This is a genomic window from Bradyrhizobium sp. CCGUVB4N (assembly GCF_024199945.1).
Taxonomy (GTDB): domain Bacteria; phylum Pseudomonadota; class Alphaproteobacteria; order Rhizobiales; family Xanthobacteraceae; genus Bradyrhizobium.
This window is the reverse complement of sequence record NZ_JANADP010000001.1, coordinates 2869111-2885828: the sequence shown is the minus strand read 5'-3', so window position 1 is coordinate 2885828 and position 16718 is coordinate 2869111. Positions and strand designations below refer to the sequence as shown.

The 16718-nt window shown below is 63.4% G+C and carries 17 protein-coding genes and 1 tRNA gene; 10 read left to right on the top strand and 8 right to left on the bottom strand.

The genetic code is table 11. The features are described from left to right. Positions 1-9 precede the first annotated feature (9 nt). On the top strand, positions 10-543 hold the full coding sequence (locus NLM31_RS13085; RefSeq protein WP_254192481.1) for a redoxin family protein: 534 nt from the start codon (positions 10-12) through the stop codon (positions 541-543). Then, complete coding sequence (locus tag NLM31_RS13080) at positions 536-1414, top strand: CoA ester lyase (protein WP_254192480.1); 879 nt, start codon at positions 536-538, stop codon at positions 1412-1414. Before NLM31_RS13085 ends, NLM31_RS13080 begins: the two co-directional genes overlap by 8 nt. Before the next feature lie 18 nt (positions 1415-1432). On the opposite strand, the gene NLM31_RS13075 is transcribed toward NLM31_RS13080, so the two are convergent. The 4 genes from NLM31_RS13075 to madL all read right to left on the bottom strand — a co-directional run bounded on the left by NLM31_RS13075 (position 1433) and on the right by madL (position 5765). Next, entirely contained in the window at positions 1433-3592 is a 2160-nt protein-coding gene (locus tag NLM31_RS13075) for an exonuclease domain-containing protein (protein WP_254192479.1), read from the bottom strand. A 248-nt stretch (positions 3593-3840) separates the two neighbouring features. Continuing rightward, positions 3841-4569: a GntR family transcriptional regulator gene (locus tag NLM31_RS13070; RefSeq protein WP_254192478.1), complete on the bottom strand. Its 729-nt coding sequence runs from the start codon at positions 4567-4569 to the stop codon at positions 3841-3843. After that, positions 4570-5334: a malonate transporter subunit MadM gene (madM, locus tag NLM31_RS13065; RefSeq protein WP_254192477.1), complete on the bottom strand. Its 765-nt coding sequence runs from the start codon at positions 5332-5334 to the stop codon at positions 4570-4572. Further along, the gene (gene madL / locus NLM31_RS13060) at positions 5331-5765 is read right to left on the bottom strand and encodes a malonate transporter subunit MadL (protein WP_254129763.1); all 435 of its coding nucleotides are present in this window, start codon (positions 5763-5765) and stop codon (positions 5331-5333) included. The genes madM and madL overlap by 4 nt, the downstream gene beginning before the upstream one ends. Positions 5766-5959: 194 nt before the next feature. Between madL and mdcA the strand changes: the two genes are divergently transcribed. From mdcA to NLM31_RS13025, 7 genes are read left to right on the top strand one after another with little or no spacing between them, the layout of a single operon-like run. Next, positions 5960-7606, top strand: a complete 1647-nt coding sequence (mdcA, locus tag NLM31_RS13055; protein WP_254192476.1) for a malonate decarboxylase subunit alpha — start codon at positions 5960-5962, stop codon at positions 7604-7606. Between the two features lie 7 nt (positions 7607-7613). Further along, a complete protein-coding gene (gene mdcC / locus NLM31_RS13050) occupies positions 7614-7931 on the top strand; it encodes a malonate decarboxylase acyl carrier protein (RefSeq protein ID WP_254129761.1) in 318 nt (105 codons plus the stop codon). Next, complete coding sequence (locus NLM31_RS13045) at positions 7928-8842, top strand: biotin-independent malonate decarboxylase subunit beta (protein WP_254192475.1); 915 nt, start codon at positions 7928-7930, stop codon at positions 8840-8842. The genes mdcC and NLM31_RS13045 overlap by 4 nt, the downstream gene beginning before the upstream one ends. Next, entirely contained in the window at positions 8829-9569 is a 741-nt protein-coding gene (gene mdcE, locus NLM31_RS13040; RefSeq protein WP_254192474.1) for a biotin-independent malonate decarboxylase subunit gamma, read from the top strand. Before NLM31_RS13045 ends, mdcE begins: the two co-directional genes overlap by 14 nt. Beyond that, a complete protein-coding gene (gene mdcG / locus NLM31_RS13035) occupies positions 9562-10209 on the top strand; it encodes a malonate decarboxylase holo-[acyl-carrier-protein] synthase (protein WP_254192473.1) in 648 nt (215 codons plus the stop codon). The genes mdcE and mdcG overlap by 8 nt, the downstream gene beginning before the upstream one ends. Then, positions 10206-11054 carry a triphosphoribosyl-dephospho-CoA synthase MdcB gene (mdcB, locus tag NLM31_RS13030; RefSeq protein ID WP_254192472.1) on the top strand — a complete coding sequence of 283 codons (849 nt, stop codon included), beginning with the start codon at positions 10206-10208 and terminating at the stop codon, positions 11052-11054. The genes mdcG and mdcB overlap by 4 nt, the downstream gene beginning before the upstream one ends. Then, positions 11054-11974 (top strand): acyltransferase domain-containing protein, encoded by a 921-nt coding sequence (locus NLM31_RS13025; protein WP_254192471.1) that lies wholly within the window; start codon positions 11054-11056, stop codon positions 11972-11974. Before mdcB ends, NLM31_RS13025 begins: the two co-directional genes overlap by 1 nt. 79 nt (positions 11975-12053) lie before the next feature. Here the strand turns inward: NLM31_RS13025 and NLM31_RS13020 are convergent. The 4 genes from NLM31_RS13020 to NLM31_RS13005 form a co-directional block, all read right to left on the bottom strand. After that, positions 12054-12128 (bottom strand) — tRNA-Gln (locus NLM31_RS13020). A 456-nt stretch (positions 12129-12584) separates the two neighbouring features. Beyond that, entirely contained in the window at positions 12585-13892 is a 1308-nt protein-coding gene (locus NLM31_RS13015; protein ID WP_254192470.1) for a type II toxin-antitoxin system HipA family toxin, read from the bottom strand. Further along, positions 13892-14137: a helix-turn-helix domain-containing protein gene (locus tag NLM31_RS13010; RefSeq protein ID WP_254192469.1), complete on the bottom strand. Its 246-nt coding sequence runs from the start codon at positions 14135-14137 to the stop codon at positions 13892-13894. Before NLM31_RS13010 ends, NLM31_RS13015 begins: the two co-directional genes overlap by 1 nt. A 232-nt stretch (positions 14138-14369) precedes the next feature. Further along, positions 14370-15584, bottom strand: a complete 1215-nt coding sequence (locus NLM31_RS13005; RefSeq protein ID WP_254192468.1) for a site-specific integrase — start codon at positions 15582-15584, stop codon at positions 14370-14372. A gap of 203 nt (positions 15585-15787) precedes the next feature. Here NLM31_RS13005 and NLM31_RS13000 point away from each other — a divergent pair, with 203 nt between their 5' ends. Continuing rightward, positions 15788-16396 (top strand): hypothetical protein, encoded by a 609-nt coding sequence (locus NLM31_RS13000; RefSeq protein WP_254192467.1) that lies wholly within the window; start codon positions 15788-15790, stop codon positions 16394-16396. The last annotated feature ends 322 nt before the right edge of the window (positions 16397-16718 follow it).

Here is a 16718-nt window from a genome sequence, read left to right as displayed (position 1 = left end):
ACAGATCATATGGCGAGCGCCGAACCGGCGAAGGAATGGCAAACCACGGAGTGGTTCAATACGCCCGAGCCGTTGTCGCTCGCCGCATTGCGTGGCCGGATCGTGATGCTGACCGCCTTCCAGATGCTCTGTCCGGGATGCGTTGCCAACAGCCTTCCGCAGGCTCAGCGCGTCGCGGCGATGTTCAAATCGTCGGATGTCGCCGTGATCGGCCTCCACAGCGTGTTCGAGCACCACGATGCCATGGGGCCGAACGCGCTGCGCGTCTTCCTGCACGAGTACCAGATCCGATTTCCCGTTGCCGTCGATGCGCCCGACGGCACCGATTTCCCGCGGACCATGCGGAGTTACGGATTCCAGGGAACACCGACGATGTTGCTGTTCGATCGTGACGGCCAGCTTCGTCGGCATGTGTTTGGCCATATCCAGGACTTGCAGCTCGGCGCCGAGATCATGGCGCTCGTCTGCGAGGGCTTGCCGCCGGATACGACGCTGGAATCCGGGCAGGACGGCGTTTGCGCGACAGGCGGATGCCATGCTTGATCCGGACCTTCGCCGCACATGGCTGTTCGGCCCGGGCGCCGATCGCGCGGCCCACGAGAGCATGCTGAATGCCGGGGCCGATGCCCTCATCGTCGATCTCGAGGATTTTACGCCGCCGGAGCGACGCAGCGACGCGCGCGACCTGCTGGCGCGCTTTGTCGGGGATTGTCGCAACCGCGGCTGCATTGCGGCGATCAGGATCAATGCACTGGAGACGGACGGCACGATCGATCTCGCCGCCGCCATGAAGGCGCAGCCCGACGTGATCGCTTATCCGATGAGCGACAGGGCGGCGCAGATGCACGCGCTCGACGCAGCGATCACGCATTGGGAGCGAGAGCTCAGCATGACGGCCGGCAGCACCGAAATCCTGCCGGTCTGCGAAACGGCGCTCGGTGTGGTCGAGGTCCGCGCGATCGCCGCGGCAAGCCCCCGCATCCGGTGCGCCTTGCTGGGAGCAGAAGACCTCGCCAACGATCTGTGCGCCGAACGCAGCACCGACGCGGTCGAACTGGATTACGCCCGCCGCCGCTTCATCCTGGAGGCGCGCGCCGCCGGCATCGAGCCGATCGATGCTCCCTATACGTTCAGCGACGTCGAAGGCGCGGTCCGCGAGGCGGCGCTCTCGCGTCGCCTGGGCTACCGTAGCAAGTCCCTGGTGCGTCCCGCGCACGCGATGGCATTGAACGGAGTCTTCACCCCTCGCGCCGAGGAGCTTGCGCGTGCGCGCGCGATCGTCGCGGGCTTCGATGCCGCACGCAAGCGCGGTGAAGACCGCGCCCTGGTCGACGGGCTTTGGGTCGAAGTACCGACCTATCGCAATGCTCGCAGACTGATCGAGCGGGCACAACGATTGGGAAGCCGTGAGTAAGGCCCTCGCGGTCCGGGATCAGGCCGCAATCTCTTCCGACCTGCTTCCCGCCTCATCACGCTTTGCATTGATCAAATTGAGGAGGTGAGCCGCAGCGCGCGCATCAGACAGCGCGCGATGATGGTTCTTGAGCTCGATATTGAACGCCCTCGTGAGCTTGCCAAGCCCGTAAGACTTGTGACCGGGGTAATGCCGGCGCATGGCCGCGCAGGTGCAGAGCTTTGGAAAGCGGAAGCGGCGTTCGAGGCGTCCATATTCCGCGGCGATGAAGCCGTAATCGAAATTGACATTGTGGGCGACGAAGACGCCATCGCCCATGAACTGCATGAAACTGTCCGCGACGTCCGCGAACAACGGCGCGTCCCGCACCATCTCGTTGGTGATGCCGGTCAACGCGACGATCTTGGCCGGGATCGACCGCTGGGGATTGATCAGCGAATGCCACTCCGCCACGACCTGATGATTGCGGATCCTGACGGCGCCGATCTCGGTGATGCGATCCCCGCCGGTCCAGCCGCCGGTGGTCTCGATGTCGACGACGACATAGTCCTGGTCCGGATCGAAACGGAAATCGGCGCGGCCGATCTCCGCGGGAATGCCGGCGTTGCCGAGCTGGCGAAGCCGCGTCAGCTGGTTGCGCCTGATGACGTCACCCTCGGCCTTCACTTCCATGAACGAGACGGCGCCGCTGGCCACGAGCATGAGATCGGGGAAGCCATCGCGCATCGCCCGATAATCCTCGCACATCAGGCGAAGGATCGTGGCGAGGCCCGTTGCACGCGCGCCTGCAAGCAGCGCGCGCAGCGCATCGATATCGACATGGTCCCAGGCGAACACGCCGTTCGGCTTCCCCCACTTTGCGGCGACGATCCGCAGAATCTGGGGGAGCGCGGCTTGCGACGCGACGGCTGCGAGCCTGGTCTCGATTTGACCGGCAAAGAGCTGCGCGAAGGTCCTGTCCTTCAGGCAATGCGGCATCCAGTCGAAGCCGCTGTGCAGCTGTCCGGATTCGAACAGCTCGTCCCAGAACAGCAATCCGAACAGGCAATGCCAGAGCGTGTTTTCGGCGTGGAAGACCTCAACGCCTTGCCGGCGCAAGACGCTCGCAAGTCCTGCTTCCGGATTGCCGCGCCAGGTATCGTCGACCCGGAGCGTTCGCCCCGCTCGCAGCAGCTCGGTGCAGAGTCCCGTCCTGCGTCCGTCGAACTTGCGGGCATAGAAATCGCTCGCGAAGACGAATTCGTCGTCGCTGGCGGGATCGTCGATCATGCGACGCAGCAGCTCCTCGGCTGCGTCCTTGTCGCCTTCCGCGTAGAGCAGACGGGCGAGACGCTCGTGACATTCTGCGGAGGAGCCGGCGCGGTAAAGCTGGACCGCCAGCGCGGCCTCGCCCTTCTTCTCGAAGTGCAGACCCGCTCGGTGGGCCGCGCGGTTCCGCAGATCCGAGGCGTAGTCCGTCGGGCAGACAGGACCGCCGAGAACGCCGGCCACGGAATTGCGATACGCTTCGTCCGATTTGGTTTCGAAGTGACGCAGCAGACGGGCGTAGTGAAAGCACGCCCTCGCCTCGTCCGCGTCGGCAAACCGGGCGCTGAAATCCGCCTGATCGTTGGTGCGCAGGATGCCGAGGTCGCGCAGCGCAAAATTCTTGAGGTTGTTCTCGGTCTTGCCGAAATAGAGATAGAGCAGAAACTCCAGCGGTTCGGTATCACCGAGCGCGATGAAGGCTTCGCCACCGCAGCGCTGGAATGCGGTGCCGAACGACAGATTGGCGAGCCAATACTCCGTCAGCTTGCCCTTGGGCCATGAGGCCCGGACATCGCTCACGCCGGCCGCCTTGGCGCCATCGAACAGCACCGGCTTTGCAAGGCAGGCCATGAACGCCGCGTAATCCTGTTCGATCAGGCCCCGGACATAACCGGCGATACCAAGCTCCCCCAATGCGCCAACCGGGTCGGCGATCTCCGTGTACTTGAACGTGGAGGGATTGAAGACCGTGCCGTTGCGGTTGACCATCCGGATGAACAGGCACTGGGCATCTTTCGACAACGACGAGAAGCGAGCGACAAACGCGCGATGCTCGTCGGTCAGCACCGGACCGTAGGTCTCGCAAACGAAGCTCAGCATCTCCGTGAAATGGTCGTGGTAGTAGTAGGGCGGCAGGACGGGCAGCGTCATCAGCGCGCAGCCCTCGGCGCGGCGCAGCGAGATCCCGCTTGGGTCAGATTTGCGCGGGCGGCACGGACACCGCTCGCCGCTGGGTGATGGGCGGCCATGTTCGACTTCTGTTCTTTTCGCTCGACAGTGTCAAGCTCGGAACTTCACGACCGAGCGCCATCCACGGAGCGTTGCGTTCCCGGGACCATCCGATGGCCCGACGAGGACCATCGCGAAGCGATTCGGGGAACCTCAAACACATGCCTTCATCAGCCCTGCACTGAGCCGCCCGTCGGACCAATCGGCTCGTCCGTGCCCAGGCGATCATCGATATAGCGCCGGAGCGCGGCAGCCGCGTTGAGCATGTGCGCGCGCATGCGCCGCGCTGCAGTGTCGCCGTCCCCCTCCGCGATCGCCTGCATGATGGCATCATGCTCGTCGCGAGATTTGCGAATGCGATCGCCCTGCCGCAACTGGGTGCGGCGGAAGGCGCTGAGCCGCGCACGGACGTCCTGCGCCTGCTCGGCCATGAACGAGTTGTGCGTCGCGCTGTAGATACATTCATGGAAGGTGCGGTTGAAGGCGTCATAGGCATCGACGTCATTGGCCTCGACCATCGCCAGCGAGCTCTCGTGAAGCTCGATCAAATGACTGCGCTCGAGCGGCGTCATGCGATAGGTCGCGAGGCGCACGCACATGGCTTCCACCTCGGCGCTGGTCTCGAACATGTCCATGATGCGTTCGGGCGTCATCCGCGCCACCACGACCCCGCGACGACCCCGGACCTCGACCAGCCCGCTGACGACGAGCTGGCGCAGGGCCTCCCGCACCGGCGTGCGGGAAGCTCCAAAGCGATCGGCAAGCTGCTGCTCTTCCAGAGCCGAACCGGCGACGAGCGCACCCGACGCAATCTCGTCCGTGAGCGCATTGCGGATGCGGTCGGAGAGAAGCCCGCCGTCTTCTTCTGCTTCGGCTGCAACTTTGAACAGACCTGCCATTCAGCTTCCTATGATTGCGCGCACCGTGAAATAGAGGACGGACGGTGCGACCAGGCATCCGAGGCCCGTGTGAAACGTCGCGGTCAATGCGCCGTAAGGCACGAGGCGACGATCGGTCGCCGCAAGCCCTCCGGAAACGCCGCTGACCGTTCCCATCAAGCCGCCGAACACCATCGCGCTGCGCGGATTGTTGAGGCCGATCATCCCGGCAACGAAGGGCGTGCCGATCATCACGATCACCGCCTTGAATACACCGGTCGCGATCGAGAGAGCAATGACCGGTGATGACGCGCCGATCGCTGCCCCCGTAACCGGACCGACGATGTAGGTGACCGCGCCGGCGCCGATCGTCGTGAGCGATTCGGCATCAGTGTAGCCAAACGCTGCGGCGACGAGAACGCCCAGAATGAACGGAACGACCGTCCCCAATCCGAGCGCGACCGCACCGATCAATCCCGCCTTGCGCGCATGCACGACATCGACCTCGAAAGCGGTGGCGACAATGGCGAAGTCCCGCAGCATCGCGCCGCCCATCAGGCCGATCCCGGTCAGCGCAGGCCAGTCGGCGACGCCCTTTTCACCGCCAGTGGCGATGCCGCCGAAGAAGGCCAGCAACAGACCCAGCATGATCGCGATCGCCGAGCCGTGGATGCGTCCGAATGTCAGGTATTTCGAGATCGCTCCGGAAATCCACATCAGGATCCCGACGGCGGCGAACGCGGTGATCAGCGAATTGGCGGCGAGAACGTGAGATATCATGGTCATGCAACCCTCCCGGACTTGAAGTGAGGCACGCTGGCCTCGAGTGCCTCTCGGGCCTCGATCTCGTCCATGGTCTCGACGGGGCCACTGAGCTTTCCGATCAGGGCCACCATCGCGAAACACACCGCGACCGCGCCGGCGCCGGCAATGACGACGATCGGACCGCCCTTTGCCGCAGCAACGACGTTCTGCTGCGCAGCCATGGCGACCACGATCGGAATGTAGAAGCTGCCCCAGAACTCGACGCCGGTCTTGAGACCGTGGCTGAGCAGGCCGTGCCGCACCAGCCAGAGCCGGGCCGCGATCAGGAACATCATCGCAATGCCGACGCCGCCGACATTGGCCTTTACGCCGAGGGCGACGCCGAGCAGGTCGCCAAGCAGGCTACCCAAGAGCGTGCAGATCGCGAGGAGCGCGACGCCGGAAATGGTCACGGGCGCCTCCCCTCGGTGCGCGAAGTGCGGTTCCCCCGGCAGGGGCGCTTTGTATGCATTCGCACCATAAATTTCCTCCTGTGTATGCGAGTATCCATCGCTTATAAATTAGCGTATACATTAATTGACATCGGAAGGCAATACGCATACATTTAGCGACATCAAAGCCAGTTCCCGCATGCCAAGGAGCCGAAATGAGCGATTGGGGTATGCAAAAGGCCGCACTCGATGAGCGCCTGGCGGCCGGCCGACTGCACGCCAAGGGCAAGGTCGTCCCGATCCCGAACCTGGGTGCGTTCCTGAAGACGGTGGTCCGGTCGGGCGATCGGGTGTGCCTGGAGGGCGACAACCAGAAGCAGGCCGATATCCTCGCCTCGGCGCTCGCCAGCCTTGAGCCGGCGGACGTCCATGATTTGCACATGGTGCAGTCAGGCGTGGTGCTGCCCGCGCATCTCGACATCTTCGAGAAGGGCATCGCGCGGCGGCTCGACTTCTCCTATTCGGGCCCGCAAGCGGCGCGCATCGCGCGCATGCTGTTCGGCGGCAAGATCGAGTTAGGCGCCGTCCATACCTATCTCGAGCTGTTCGCGCGCTACTTCATCGACCTCACGCCGAACGTCGCGCTGATCGCGGCCGTCAGCGCCGACAAGGACGGCAATCTCTACACCGGGCCGAACACCGAGGACACGCCGACCGTCGTCGAGGCAACCAGCTACAAGAACGGTCTCGTCGTGGCCCAGGTCACCGAGATCGTCGACAAGGTGCCGCGCGTCGACATCCCCGGCGACCTCGTGCATTTCGTGGTCGAGGCCGGCCGCCCCTTCTATGTCGAGCCGCTGTTCACACGCGATCCCGCCGCCATCACCGAGACCCAGATCCTGACGGCGATGCTCGCCATCAAGGGCATCTACGCGCCCTACGGCGTGCGCCGGCTCAATCACGGCATCGGCTTCAACACCGCCGCCATCGAGCTCTTGCTGCCCACCTACGGCGAGAAGCTCGGCCTCAAGGGCAAGGTCTGCACCCATTTCGCGCTCAACCCGCATCCCACGATGATTCCGGCGATCGAAGCCGGCTGGGTCGAGCAGATCCACTGCTTCGGATCGGAAGTCGGCATGGAGGATTACGTCGCGGCGCGCTCCGATGTGTTCTTCACCGGCCCGGACGGCTCGCTGCGTTCGAACCGTGCGTTCTGCCAGACGGCGGGCCTCTATGCCTGCGACATGTTCATCGGATCGACGCTTCAGATTGATCTGGAGGGTCATAGCTCCACGGTAACGACCAGCCGCATCGCCGGCTTCGGCGGTGCGCCCAACATGGGCTCCGATCCGCGTGGCCGCCGCCATCCGAGCGAGCCCTGGCTCAAGGCCGGCGCCGAGGCCGATCCCGATACCAACGCCGCGCTGCGTCGCGGCCGCAAGCTCGTGGTGCAGATCGGCGAGACCTTTGGCGAGCGCAACGCTCCGCTGTTCGTCGAGCGGCTCGATGCGCTCGATCTGGCACGCGAGCTCAAGCTCGATCTGGCGCCGGTGATGGTCTACTCCGACGACGTCACCCACATCATCACCGAGGAAGGCATCGCCAACCTCCTGATGTGCCGGAGCAAGGACGAGCGCGAGCAGGCCATCCGCGGCGTTGCCGGCTACACCGAGATCGGCCGCGCGCGCGACGCGAAGCTGGTCGAGCAGCTCCGGCAGCGCGGCGTGATTCAGCGCCCCGAAGATCTCGGCATCGATCCGCTCGACGCCGACCGCAATCTGCTCGCGGCCCGTTCGATCAAGGATCTCATGCTGGCTTCCGGCGGCCTCTACCGCCCGCCCAGCCGCTTCCGCAATTGGTGAGGTTTGCATGGAAAAGCTCAGCTTCAGACTGTCTGCCCCCAGGCGCGCCGGCGGCACCCGCACGCAGGCGATCGTCGGCGTCGTCGCCTCCGGCAATCTCGAAGTGCTGCTGGAGCGCAGCGCGTCGCCGGATGTCTGCACCATCGACATCGCAACGGCAGCCCATGGCTTCGGCATGGTGTGGGACGCCGTCGTTCGCGATTTCGTCGCCCGCCGCTCGGCCGGCGGCCTGCACATCTCCGTCAATGACGGCGGCGCCCGGCCCGACACGGTTGCGCTGCGGCTGGCACAAGGCGTCCGCAAGATCGAGGAGCCGGAACGATGACACGGGTGGCAGCCAACAATGTTTCGCTGAGCTGGTACGAGGCGAGCGCCCGGCAGCGCATCGACGCGCTGGTCGATGCCGGCAGCTTTGCCGAATTCATCGGCCCCGAATTGCGCGAGATCAGCCCGCATCTGGCGATCTTCGACCTGCCGGAGCAGTTCGATGACGGCATGGTCATCGGACGCGGCCAGCTGGATGGCGCGCCGGTTTTCGTCGCCGCGCAGGAGGGACGCTTCATGGGCGGCGCCTTCGGCGAGATCCACGGCGCCAAGCTCACTGGCCTGTTGCGCGCGGCCCGCGCGCTCAAGCAGGACATGCTGATCCTGTTCGACACCGGCGGCGTGCGGCTTCAGGAAGCCAATGCCGGCGAGCTCGCGATCGCCGAGATCATGCGCGCCGTGATCGAGGCGCGCCGTGCCGGCGTCAAAATCGTCGGCCTGATCGGCGGGCGCGCCGGCTGCTATGGCGGCGGCAGCCTGATCGCCGGCACTTGCTCGCGCCTGATCATCTCCGAGCAGGGCCGGCTCAGCGTCAGCGGCCCCGAAGTGATCGAGACCAACAAGGGCATCGAGGAATTCGACTCGCGCGATCGCGCGCTGGTCTGGCGCACCATGGGCGGCAAGCACCGCTACCTCATCGGCGGCGCCGATACATTCGTCGACGACGACGCACTGGCTTTTCGGCAAGCCGCGATCGATGCACTCGACCTCGGCACGCGATGCGACGTCACTGTTCTCGAAGCCGAACAGGCGCGTCTCGAGCGACGGTTGCAGCGCTTTGGCGAGAGCGAGGACGCGGTCGAGATCTGGCAGGCACTCGGCATCGGCGATCCGACCGAGGTTCCCGCACTTCCAACCGGCGCGTTCCTTCGCGCCGCCACTAACAGGGAGAACGCCGATGACGCTCGATGACATCCTGGCCGGCCTGTTCCCGAACGGCCGCAAGATCGAAGTCAACGGCGCGATGATCTCGGGACAAGCGGTGCTGCCTGACGGCGGACCGATCCACGTGCTCGGCATCGTCGAGGGCAAACCGCTGGGCGTGGACGAAGCCATCGTGCTCGCGCGGCGCGTCATCGAGATCGTCAAGTCAGGCGATCGCGCGCCGATCCTGGTCCTGGTCGATTCCGCCAGTCAGCGCATGAGCAAGCGCGACGAGTTGCTCGGCCTCAGCGAGTATCTCGCGCATCTCGCCAAGGCGCTGTTGTTGGCAGAGACCGAAGGACACCGCACCATCGGCCTGCTCTATGGCGGCAGCGCGGCCGGCGCGTTCATCGCAACGGCGCTCGCCACCGGCACGCTGGTGGCACTGCCCGGCGCCCATCCCGCGGTGATGGACCTGCCCTCGATGGCACGGGTCACCAAGCTGCCGATCGATGTGTTGAAAGCCAAGGCCGAGGCAACGCCGGTGTTCGCGCCCGGGCTCGACAACATCGTGCTGACAGGCGGCATTCACGCCGTCTGGGACGAAGCTGCACCGCTGGCGCCACAGCTTGCCGCCGTGCTGCAACGGCCGCAGGGACAGGATGATCGCAGCCGGCTCGGCGCCGAGCGTGGCGGCCGGCGCAAGGCGGCCGAGATCGCCGATCGCGTTGTCGCGCTTGCGGCGCCCCGACGTCAGGAGGCGCGACATGGCTGAAGCTCTTGCGCGCCACAGCATGGTGAAGGCTTCCGCATCCGCCTGGACCGCTGTGATGAACCGTTATCCCGAGCTCGCCAGCGAGCCCATCGTCGCAGGCTGGGCACGCGCCGGTCGTCCCCTCATCGTTCGCCGGCCGGCTTGCAGCGACGTCGCTGGCATGATTCCGCTCGGCCTGCCGCTGCCGCCAAGCCACGGCAAGCGGCGCATTGCAGTTTCGCTCGCCGCCGCCGATATCGTTGCATCCGCCCCTCCTCCCTTGTTGGCCGATGCCGCCGCGGCGGCGCCTGCGCACTGGCGGACGACCATCGACCTGCTGCTTCAACTTCTGCCGGAGACGCGCACGTTCGGCAGTCTGGCCTGGCAACACCTCACCGGCCTCTCCTATCTGACGGAGAGTTCGGACCTCGACCTGCTCTGGCCGCTGTCATCGGAGATGCAAGCGAAGACCCTGCCGTCCGCGATCGCCGGCATTGCCAAGCAGGCGCCGATGCGGCTGGACGGCGAGATCACGGGCCCCGCCGGCGGCGTGCAATGGCGCGAACTGACCGGCACTGACGAGGACGAAGTCCTTGTGAAAAGTCCGACCGGCGTCGCAAGCATGGCACGCGCAGCGTTTCTGGCGGGGGCAGAGTCATGAACCTTGCGCTCAGATGGCAGGCACTGCCGCAACGTGCATTCCGTGCGGAGCAGCTCGGTCATCTCGCCTCGCTCTGCCTGAAGCTCGAGGTCGAGACCTATCCGAAGCCGGGCCTCGTCAGTCATGTCGACAACGGCGCGCATCGCGATATGGACGCCGCCCTGCTGTGCCTGAGCGCGGACACGCTCGCGCCGTTTTTCGGCGAGCTCGCCGCCGCGGGCGCCGAGGGTGCCGGCATGGATCGGCTGCGCGCGATCGGGGTTGCGGCCGAGCGCGCGATGCTGGCAGCGACCTCCGGTGTGAACACGCATCGCGGAGCGATCTTCGGGCTGGGTCTGCTCTGCGCTGCAGCCGGTTATCGCAGCGCGCTCGGCATCCGCAAGCCGGTTGGCGAATTGGTGTCGCAACGCTGGGGCGAGGCCATCCTCGACGGCCCGATCTCACTGCGCAGTCATGGCGCGATGGCATCGCGCCGCTATGGCGCCGGCGGCGCGAGGGCGGAAGCCGCTTGCGGCTTCCCCTCCGTCTATGACATCGCTCTTCCCGCCCTGTACGCGGCGCGGAGGCTTGCACCTCTCGACGAAGAGGCGGTTCGCGTTCAGACCTGCATGGCGCTGATCGCAGATGTTGCCGACACCAATTTGTTGCACCGAGGCGGAGCCGACGGATTGCGCTTTGCGCAAACCAGTGCGTCCGGATTTCTGGCCTCGGGCGGAATTGGTTGCCCGGACTGGCGCGACCGCGCAGCTCAAATCCACCAGGCTTTCGTCGCACGCAATCTCAGTCCCGGCGGTTCGGCGGACCTGCTCGCCATGACGCTCTTCATCGACCGGATAGAACACTGATGCTTGCATTGCTCTGCGGCGGACAAGGGACGCTCTCGGACAAGATTTTCGATCTTGTCGCGGACCAGCCTGCTGCGGAGCCGGTTTTCGTCGCGGCAACCGCTTGTCTCGGCCAGGATCCGCGGGAGTTCGTCAGGACGCGCAGCGCTGACGAGTTGTCCGTCAACCAAATCAGCCAGATCCTGACCGTCACATCGGCGCTCGCGATCCACGCCTGCATTGCCGACCTCCTGACTGAGGAGACCGCCGTCACGGGCTACAGCGTCGGCGAGATGGCAGCCTGGAGTGTTGCGGGAATATGGACCGCCGCCGAAGCCCTGCGACTGACCGATATTCGCGCGCGATTGATGGATCGCGTGGCAGGCCCGGACGGCCGGCTCGGCTATGTCCGCGGCCTCGATCGGGCCACGCTGCAACCGTTGCTCGACAAGCACGGCTGCGAGATCGCGATCAGGAACCCCGATCGTCTCGATGTGATCGGCGGCATGGAGCAGGATGTCATCAATCTCTGCCAGGAGGCGTCGACACAAGGCGCCGCGCGCGCCGGCCTTCTCGCCGTCAGGATCGCCTCGCACACGTCGCGACTCGAACCGGCCTCCGCCCCCCTGCATCAGGCACTCACGGCAAGCACGCGCGCGCCCATCGCATATCAGCGGCTCCTCCTCGCCGGTGATGGCGGCGAACGCATCTTCTCCGCATCCGATGCGATGGCAAAGCTCGCCGACCAGGTCGCACGCCCGATCGACTGGGCGGCGACGCTGGAGGCTCTTGCAGAGCAAGGCGTCGATCGCGTGCTGGACCTCGGTCCGGGACACGCGCTGGCCGAGATGATGCAAGGCTCTTATCCCTCGATCCGCTGCTACGCTGCCGACGGATTCCGCTCAGCGGGCGGTTTGCGGAGATGGATCACCTCGGAATGAGGCGGGCCGGCCGAGCACGCTCGCAGGAGCTCCCCAACCAAGCCGGTTTCGCGCGATATTTCAGGCGAAGCGGAAAATCTGGCTGGGGCGGGAGGGATCGAACCTCCGAATGGCGGAATCAAAATCCGCTGCCTTACCGCTTGGCTACGCCCCAAAAGTGATCCGGGAAACCCTGAAAAGCTCAGTGCTTTTAGGAGGTTACGCGTATAGTCGCTACGCGCCCGAATTGCAATGTTCTTCCAAAAACGGCCTCATGTCGCGTCTATGTCGCGTCGAGATCGCTCCCAGACATTCCCAAGCATCTCAAAACCTTCCCTTTTTGTCCCGGGTTTGGCCTGTTTGGATGTTCGGAAACCGGGTCCGTAATAGCGAGACTCAGCCCCTTCGTCGAGTATCTTGAAAGGACCCCAATCAGCGCCTGCTGGACCTGCACTGCCGGCGCTGCTGCTGATGCCGCCGATCATGAAGGCGATCATCGCGTTCCGGCAATTCGGGCGCCGGCGATCATGGGCGCGATGATCGCGCTGTCGGTGCCGACGTCGATGCTGACGATGATCATGCTGCTGGTGCTGCTGACGCTGATCTGCACGGCATGCAGACCAGATCTATGTCAAGAATCCTTAATAAGACTGATGCGGCGTGTAGCGGCTGATCTTATTGAGTCTACCATTTGGTCAGGAAAGCCCTTGGGAAGGCCTTTCATCACTTTCGCGAAGGCTGCTTCGAAATTCTCGACGAGGTCCTTGAAGATTGATTGCACGACAGCAGCGCTGATGCCGGCGATTTCGGCTGTCTGTAGAAAATGCCGGGGCAGAATATCATTCATCGCATAATGACGATTCTTACCCACGGACATTGCAAGCTTAAACGCCTTGCGCTGAATCTGCCCGGCGTCGAGGCTCGGTTGCGCGCTCAGGACATCGTAGAGCGGCGTGAGACGGAAGCGTCCGCCAGGACTCAGAAACAGGCTAAAGTTCTTGGCATGTCCATCGGTGGCGCCGATAAGCCAGAAGACGATGCCGGCTCGCAGAAACGCCGCAGAATCTTCGTTTGGCGCATCGCTGCCCTTCAGCAGTTGCAAAATGTCTTTCATCGCGGGGCCGCCATCCGATTGATATTTCCGGGTAGGGGGTACCGACAGGGCCTGACAGCAATCTTCTTGGGGCAAGCGTAGAAGCCGCTTGTCGTTTGTCCAGCGTCGATCGAAGCGCTCAACAATGAGCGTGCGGCGCTCCCCGAAATCGGCAATCTCGACATTGGCCGTCGGTACGCCGAGCGCCGCGAGCAGATTGAGGCAAAAATATTCGTTCTCGACGCTGTTCGAGAGATCGATGCCGTTTGGCAGACGACCGATTTGCGGCTTCAGGATATGGGTCGTTGCCGTTGTGCCGGTCGGTTTGTACCATTTACCGTCACGGCGTAGCAGGGCTGTCTTCTCCTGGGCGCCGGCGATGGAGATTCGGAAATCGTCATCCTCTCCCATGCCGAGCGGAGCCGTGGCGAGGTTCTGGATGATGGCCGCAACTTCGCTCTCGCTGACAGATTTACCTTCCACCTTCCCCGCAGGCCCCGGATCGGCTCCTTGTGGAAGAAACTGAAGTGCGCCAACGCAATCGTGCCCGAGCGCGGCCAGCATGCTGTAAGCGTCGGTTCCGTTTGCTCCGACCCGTTCCGCGACGCGTCTGCGTATCGGTTCGCTGTCCGGCAACAGGTTGTCGAACACGGCGATGACGGGTGCGCCGATATAGCGGTCCTCGCGCAACGGCAATGATAGGGAGATTGGAAACGTCGACTCCCACGAGAGCCACTGCGGATCATAGCGAAAGTCTATGGCGCCGCTGGACTCGCGCCGGAGCACGCCAGCAAGGCGTGCGTTTAGAAACACATTCAGCGGCGCGTTTGCTGGTGGCCGTCCCATCAGAAGAGGCTTTCGATATCGGTCGCGTCGGCCTTGCTACGGGTACGGACGACGAGTTCAAGGTTAAGCGCGGCCAATGCTTCCATGAGGGTGCGAAGCTGAATGGCAGGCGCGCCCGCTTCCAGCCGGGACACCGTTCCCTGACGCAGGTTTCCAAGGTCCGACTGGGTAAGGCTGGCCTGTTTGCGAGCTCGCCGCAGAATGGCTCCCAGTTGTTTTTCGGTGCGGGCAATGTGCTGCGTCATGTTCAACCTCCGCACGCAGTATACGCAAGTGCGTATAAACTGTCAATATACGCAAACCCGTATATCGAAGATATATACGCAAACGCGTATATATCTGCAATATACGCGATCGCGTATGTGCGTGGGGGAGCAAACATCACCATTCGGCTAAACAGGACATTCGCCCCGACCGAGCAATGTCGCCGTTCGCCAACATTTCGACATGTCGGCGATCGCTGACATTCACCGAAAATTAACCCAAGAGAGCCTTTTCCGCTGCGGCGAGTTCCTCGCTATCATCGTGGCGAGGAAACAGGTGGCCGTAGATGTCCAAGGTCATCGCGATGGTCGAATGGCCGAGCCGTTCCTGAACCACCTTCGGCGGCAATTCGAGGCCGCCATCGACCTTGCGGTTGATACACCAGCTCGCAAAGAAGTGCCGAAGAGAGTGAAGGCCGGGATATTTCGCCACGTCCGTGACCTTCCCGTTGGAGTCCTTGCCTATCTTGGTGATACCGGCGGCGATGTGCGCCGGCCACAAGCCACGTTTGACGATGTAGTCGCGGCCAATGATTTCTACATCCTCCACCGGGCTCGGAAATACCAGCCCGAGTTCTGTCTTGGGGCACTGGAGCTTCCATTCACGCAGCGCACTAACCACGACCGGCGGCAACGGGATCGAGCGTTCACCCGACTCTGACTTTGGCCGTCCGAGCTGGTTATATTCGTCAGCCCGCTCCCGGACATGAAGTTCACGCTTGGCAAGATCGACATTCACCCAGCGCAGGCCACGCAATTCCGAGGCACGCAGCCCAGTAAAGATAACGGTCAAGAACAGGGGCCGCCACTTACCTTGCAACACGCCAACAATGGCTCTGATCTCCAGCGGCGTCGGGATATCGACGCCGACACGCAGCTTGGGCTTGGCCCGTCGCTCCGCTTGCCGTTCCTTGCCGCGCCGTCGTTTCGCCCGTACTTCGCGAACCACATTGCGTGCGACCAGCCCCTCTTCCTGCGCGTTCGCGAGCAGGGAGCCGAGATCGGCCCGCACGCGCTTGACCATCGCAGCCGAGCGCGGCTTTTCCGTCTCCGTACCGTCCCTTAACTTGCGCTCGAAATCGGTGATCATCGGAACGGTGAGCTGAGAGAGTTTGCGCGCGCCAAGAAATGGCTTGATGTGAAGATCGAGATGCGAGCGGTAGGCATCAATCGTTGTCCGCTCAAGCCCGATGCTCTCACAGGATGCGAGCCAGCGATCTCCAGCCTCGCCGACCGTGACGCTGGCCCTGTCTGGCGTATGAATGCCAGCTTGCACTTCATTTCTGACGGTAGCATCGAAATCGTCGGCAGCCTTCTTCTTGTCGAACGTCTTAAGGCGGCGCTTGCCCGCTTGGTCCGTATAGTTCACGACCCACGCGGTCTTCTCGACGCCTTCGGCGGCTTTCCAGGTTCGTTTACGGACCGACATGAAATTTCTCCCATGGCAACGCTACCACTGGATTCTGAGGCACCGAATCGAAAAACGGCCTAGAACCTGATCGTTACAAAACATTCCCACCTATTCCCTATTGGATTTTACCTAAAAGGGAGTTCGGTTCAAATGGATTTTTCCTGAAAGGAAACAAGCGATCTATGGTGACGCCTCCACAGCTCATCAAGGCGGTAAGCACGATGACCGGGATCAGCTTGGCTACGGTCACTGATCTCGATCGTTGGCTGGTGAAAGGAGATTTGCGGCCGGTCGGAGGTCGAGGACCCAATGCCGCAAGGATGGGGCCCCAAGAGGCCGCACGGCTGCTGACGGCAGTCCTCGCGAGTCCCCAGTCTAATGAGGCAGCCGAGGCAGTGCTGCGTTATGGCCAGACGCGTTCCGATAAGACCCATTCAAGCAAAGGACTGTTCGAGAACATCGGCCTCGACGAACTCACCGGCCTGCCGGCGAGACACAGTTTCATTGATGGCCTTGCGGCCTTAATTGGCTCGGCCACCTCCGGATCGCTTGCAAAGCTCCTTTCGAGGGCATCAAGCAAACCTGGACCGGAAATTGAGGTGGTCGCCTTGACGAGCGGTACCTTCGGCCGGATCAAAATAAGCGGTCTGCCAAACAAGCCGATTGCCACCGTCGAATATGTACTCTCAACTGAGCAGGGAGTGGCAGGCAAAGGTAGAGCCCCCCACAGCGGACGTTTGGAGAAGCCAATGGTCGGTGATCTTCGAGAATCCCGGCGCATCTCCGAACGCACCATTCTTGGTATCGGTAGACTATTGGCAACAGGATAGCCGATACCAGTCTGCATAATCACTATTCACACGCGGATGCGTACCCCTTCCCGCCGGCCCTAATTGGGACGAGGCGCTTGGAGTATCTGTCGGTTGACGGCCGCCATCCTCCTCCGTCGAATCTCGTAGCGTGCATGGCGCTCCATCGAACGCCTCTCACGCAACGCTCTGAGCGCTGCGCGTCGCCATTCTCGCAGCTCCCGTCGTGCACCAGCTCGCGACCTCCGGGGTATCCAGCGTAGCCCAGCAAGCTTGCGGCGGAATTCGGCTTCGATTTCGAGCTCCGCCGCGTCGCTTTCTTCGAGAGGATCATAGCGGCTGG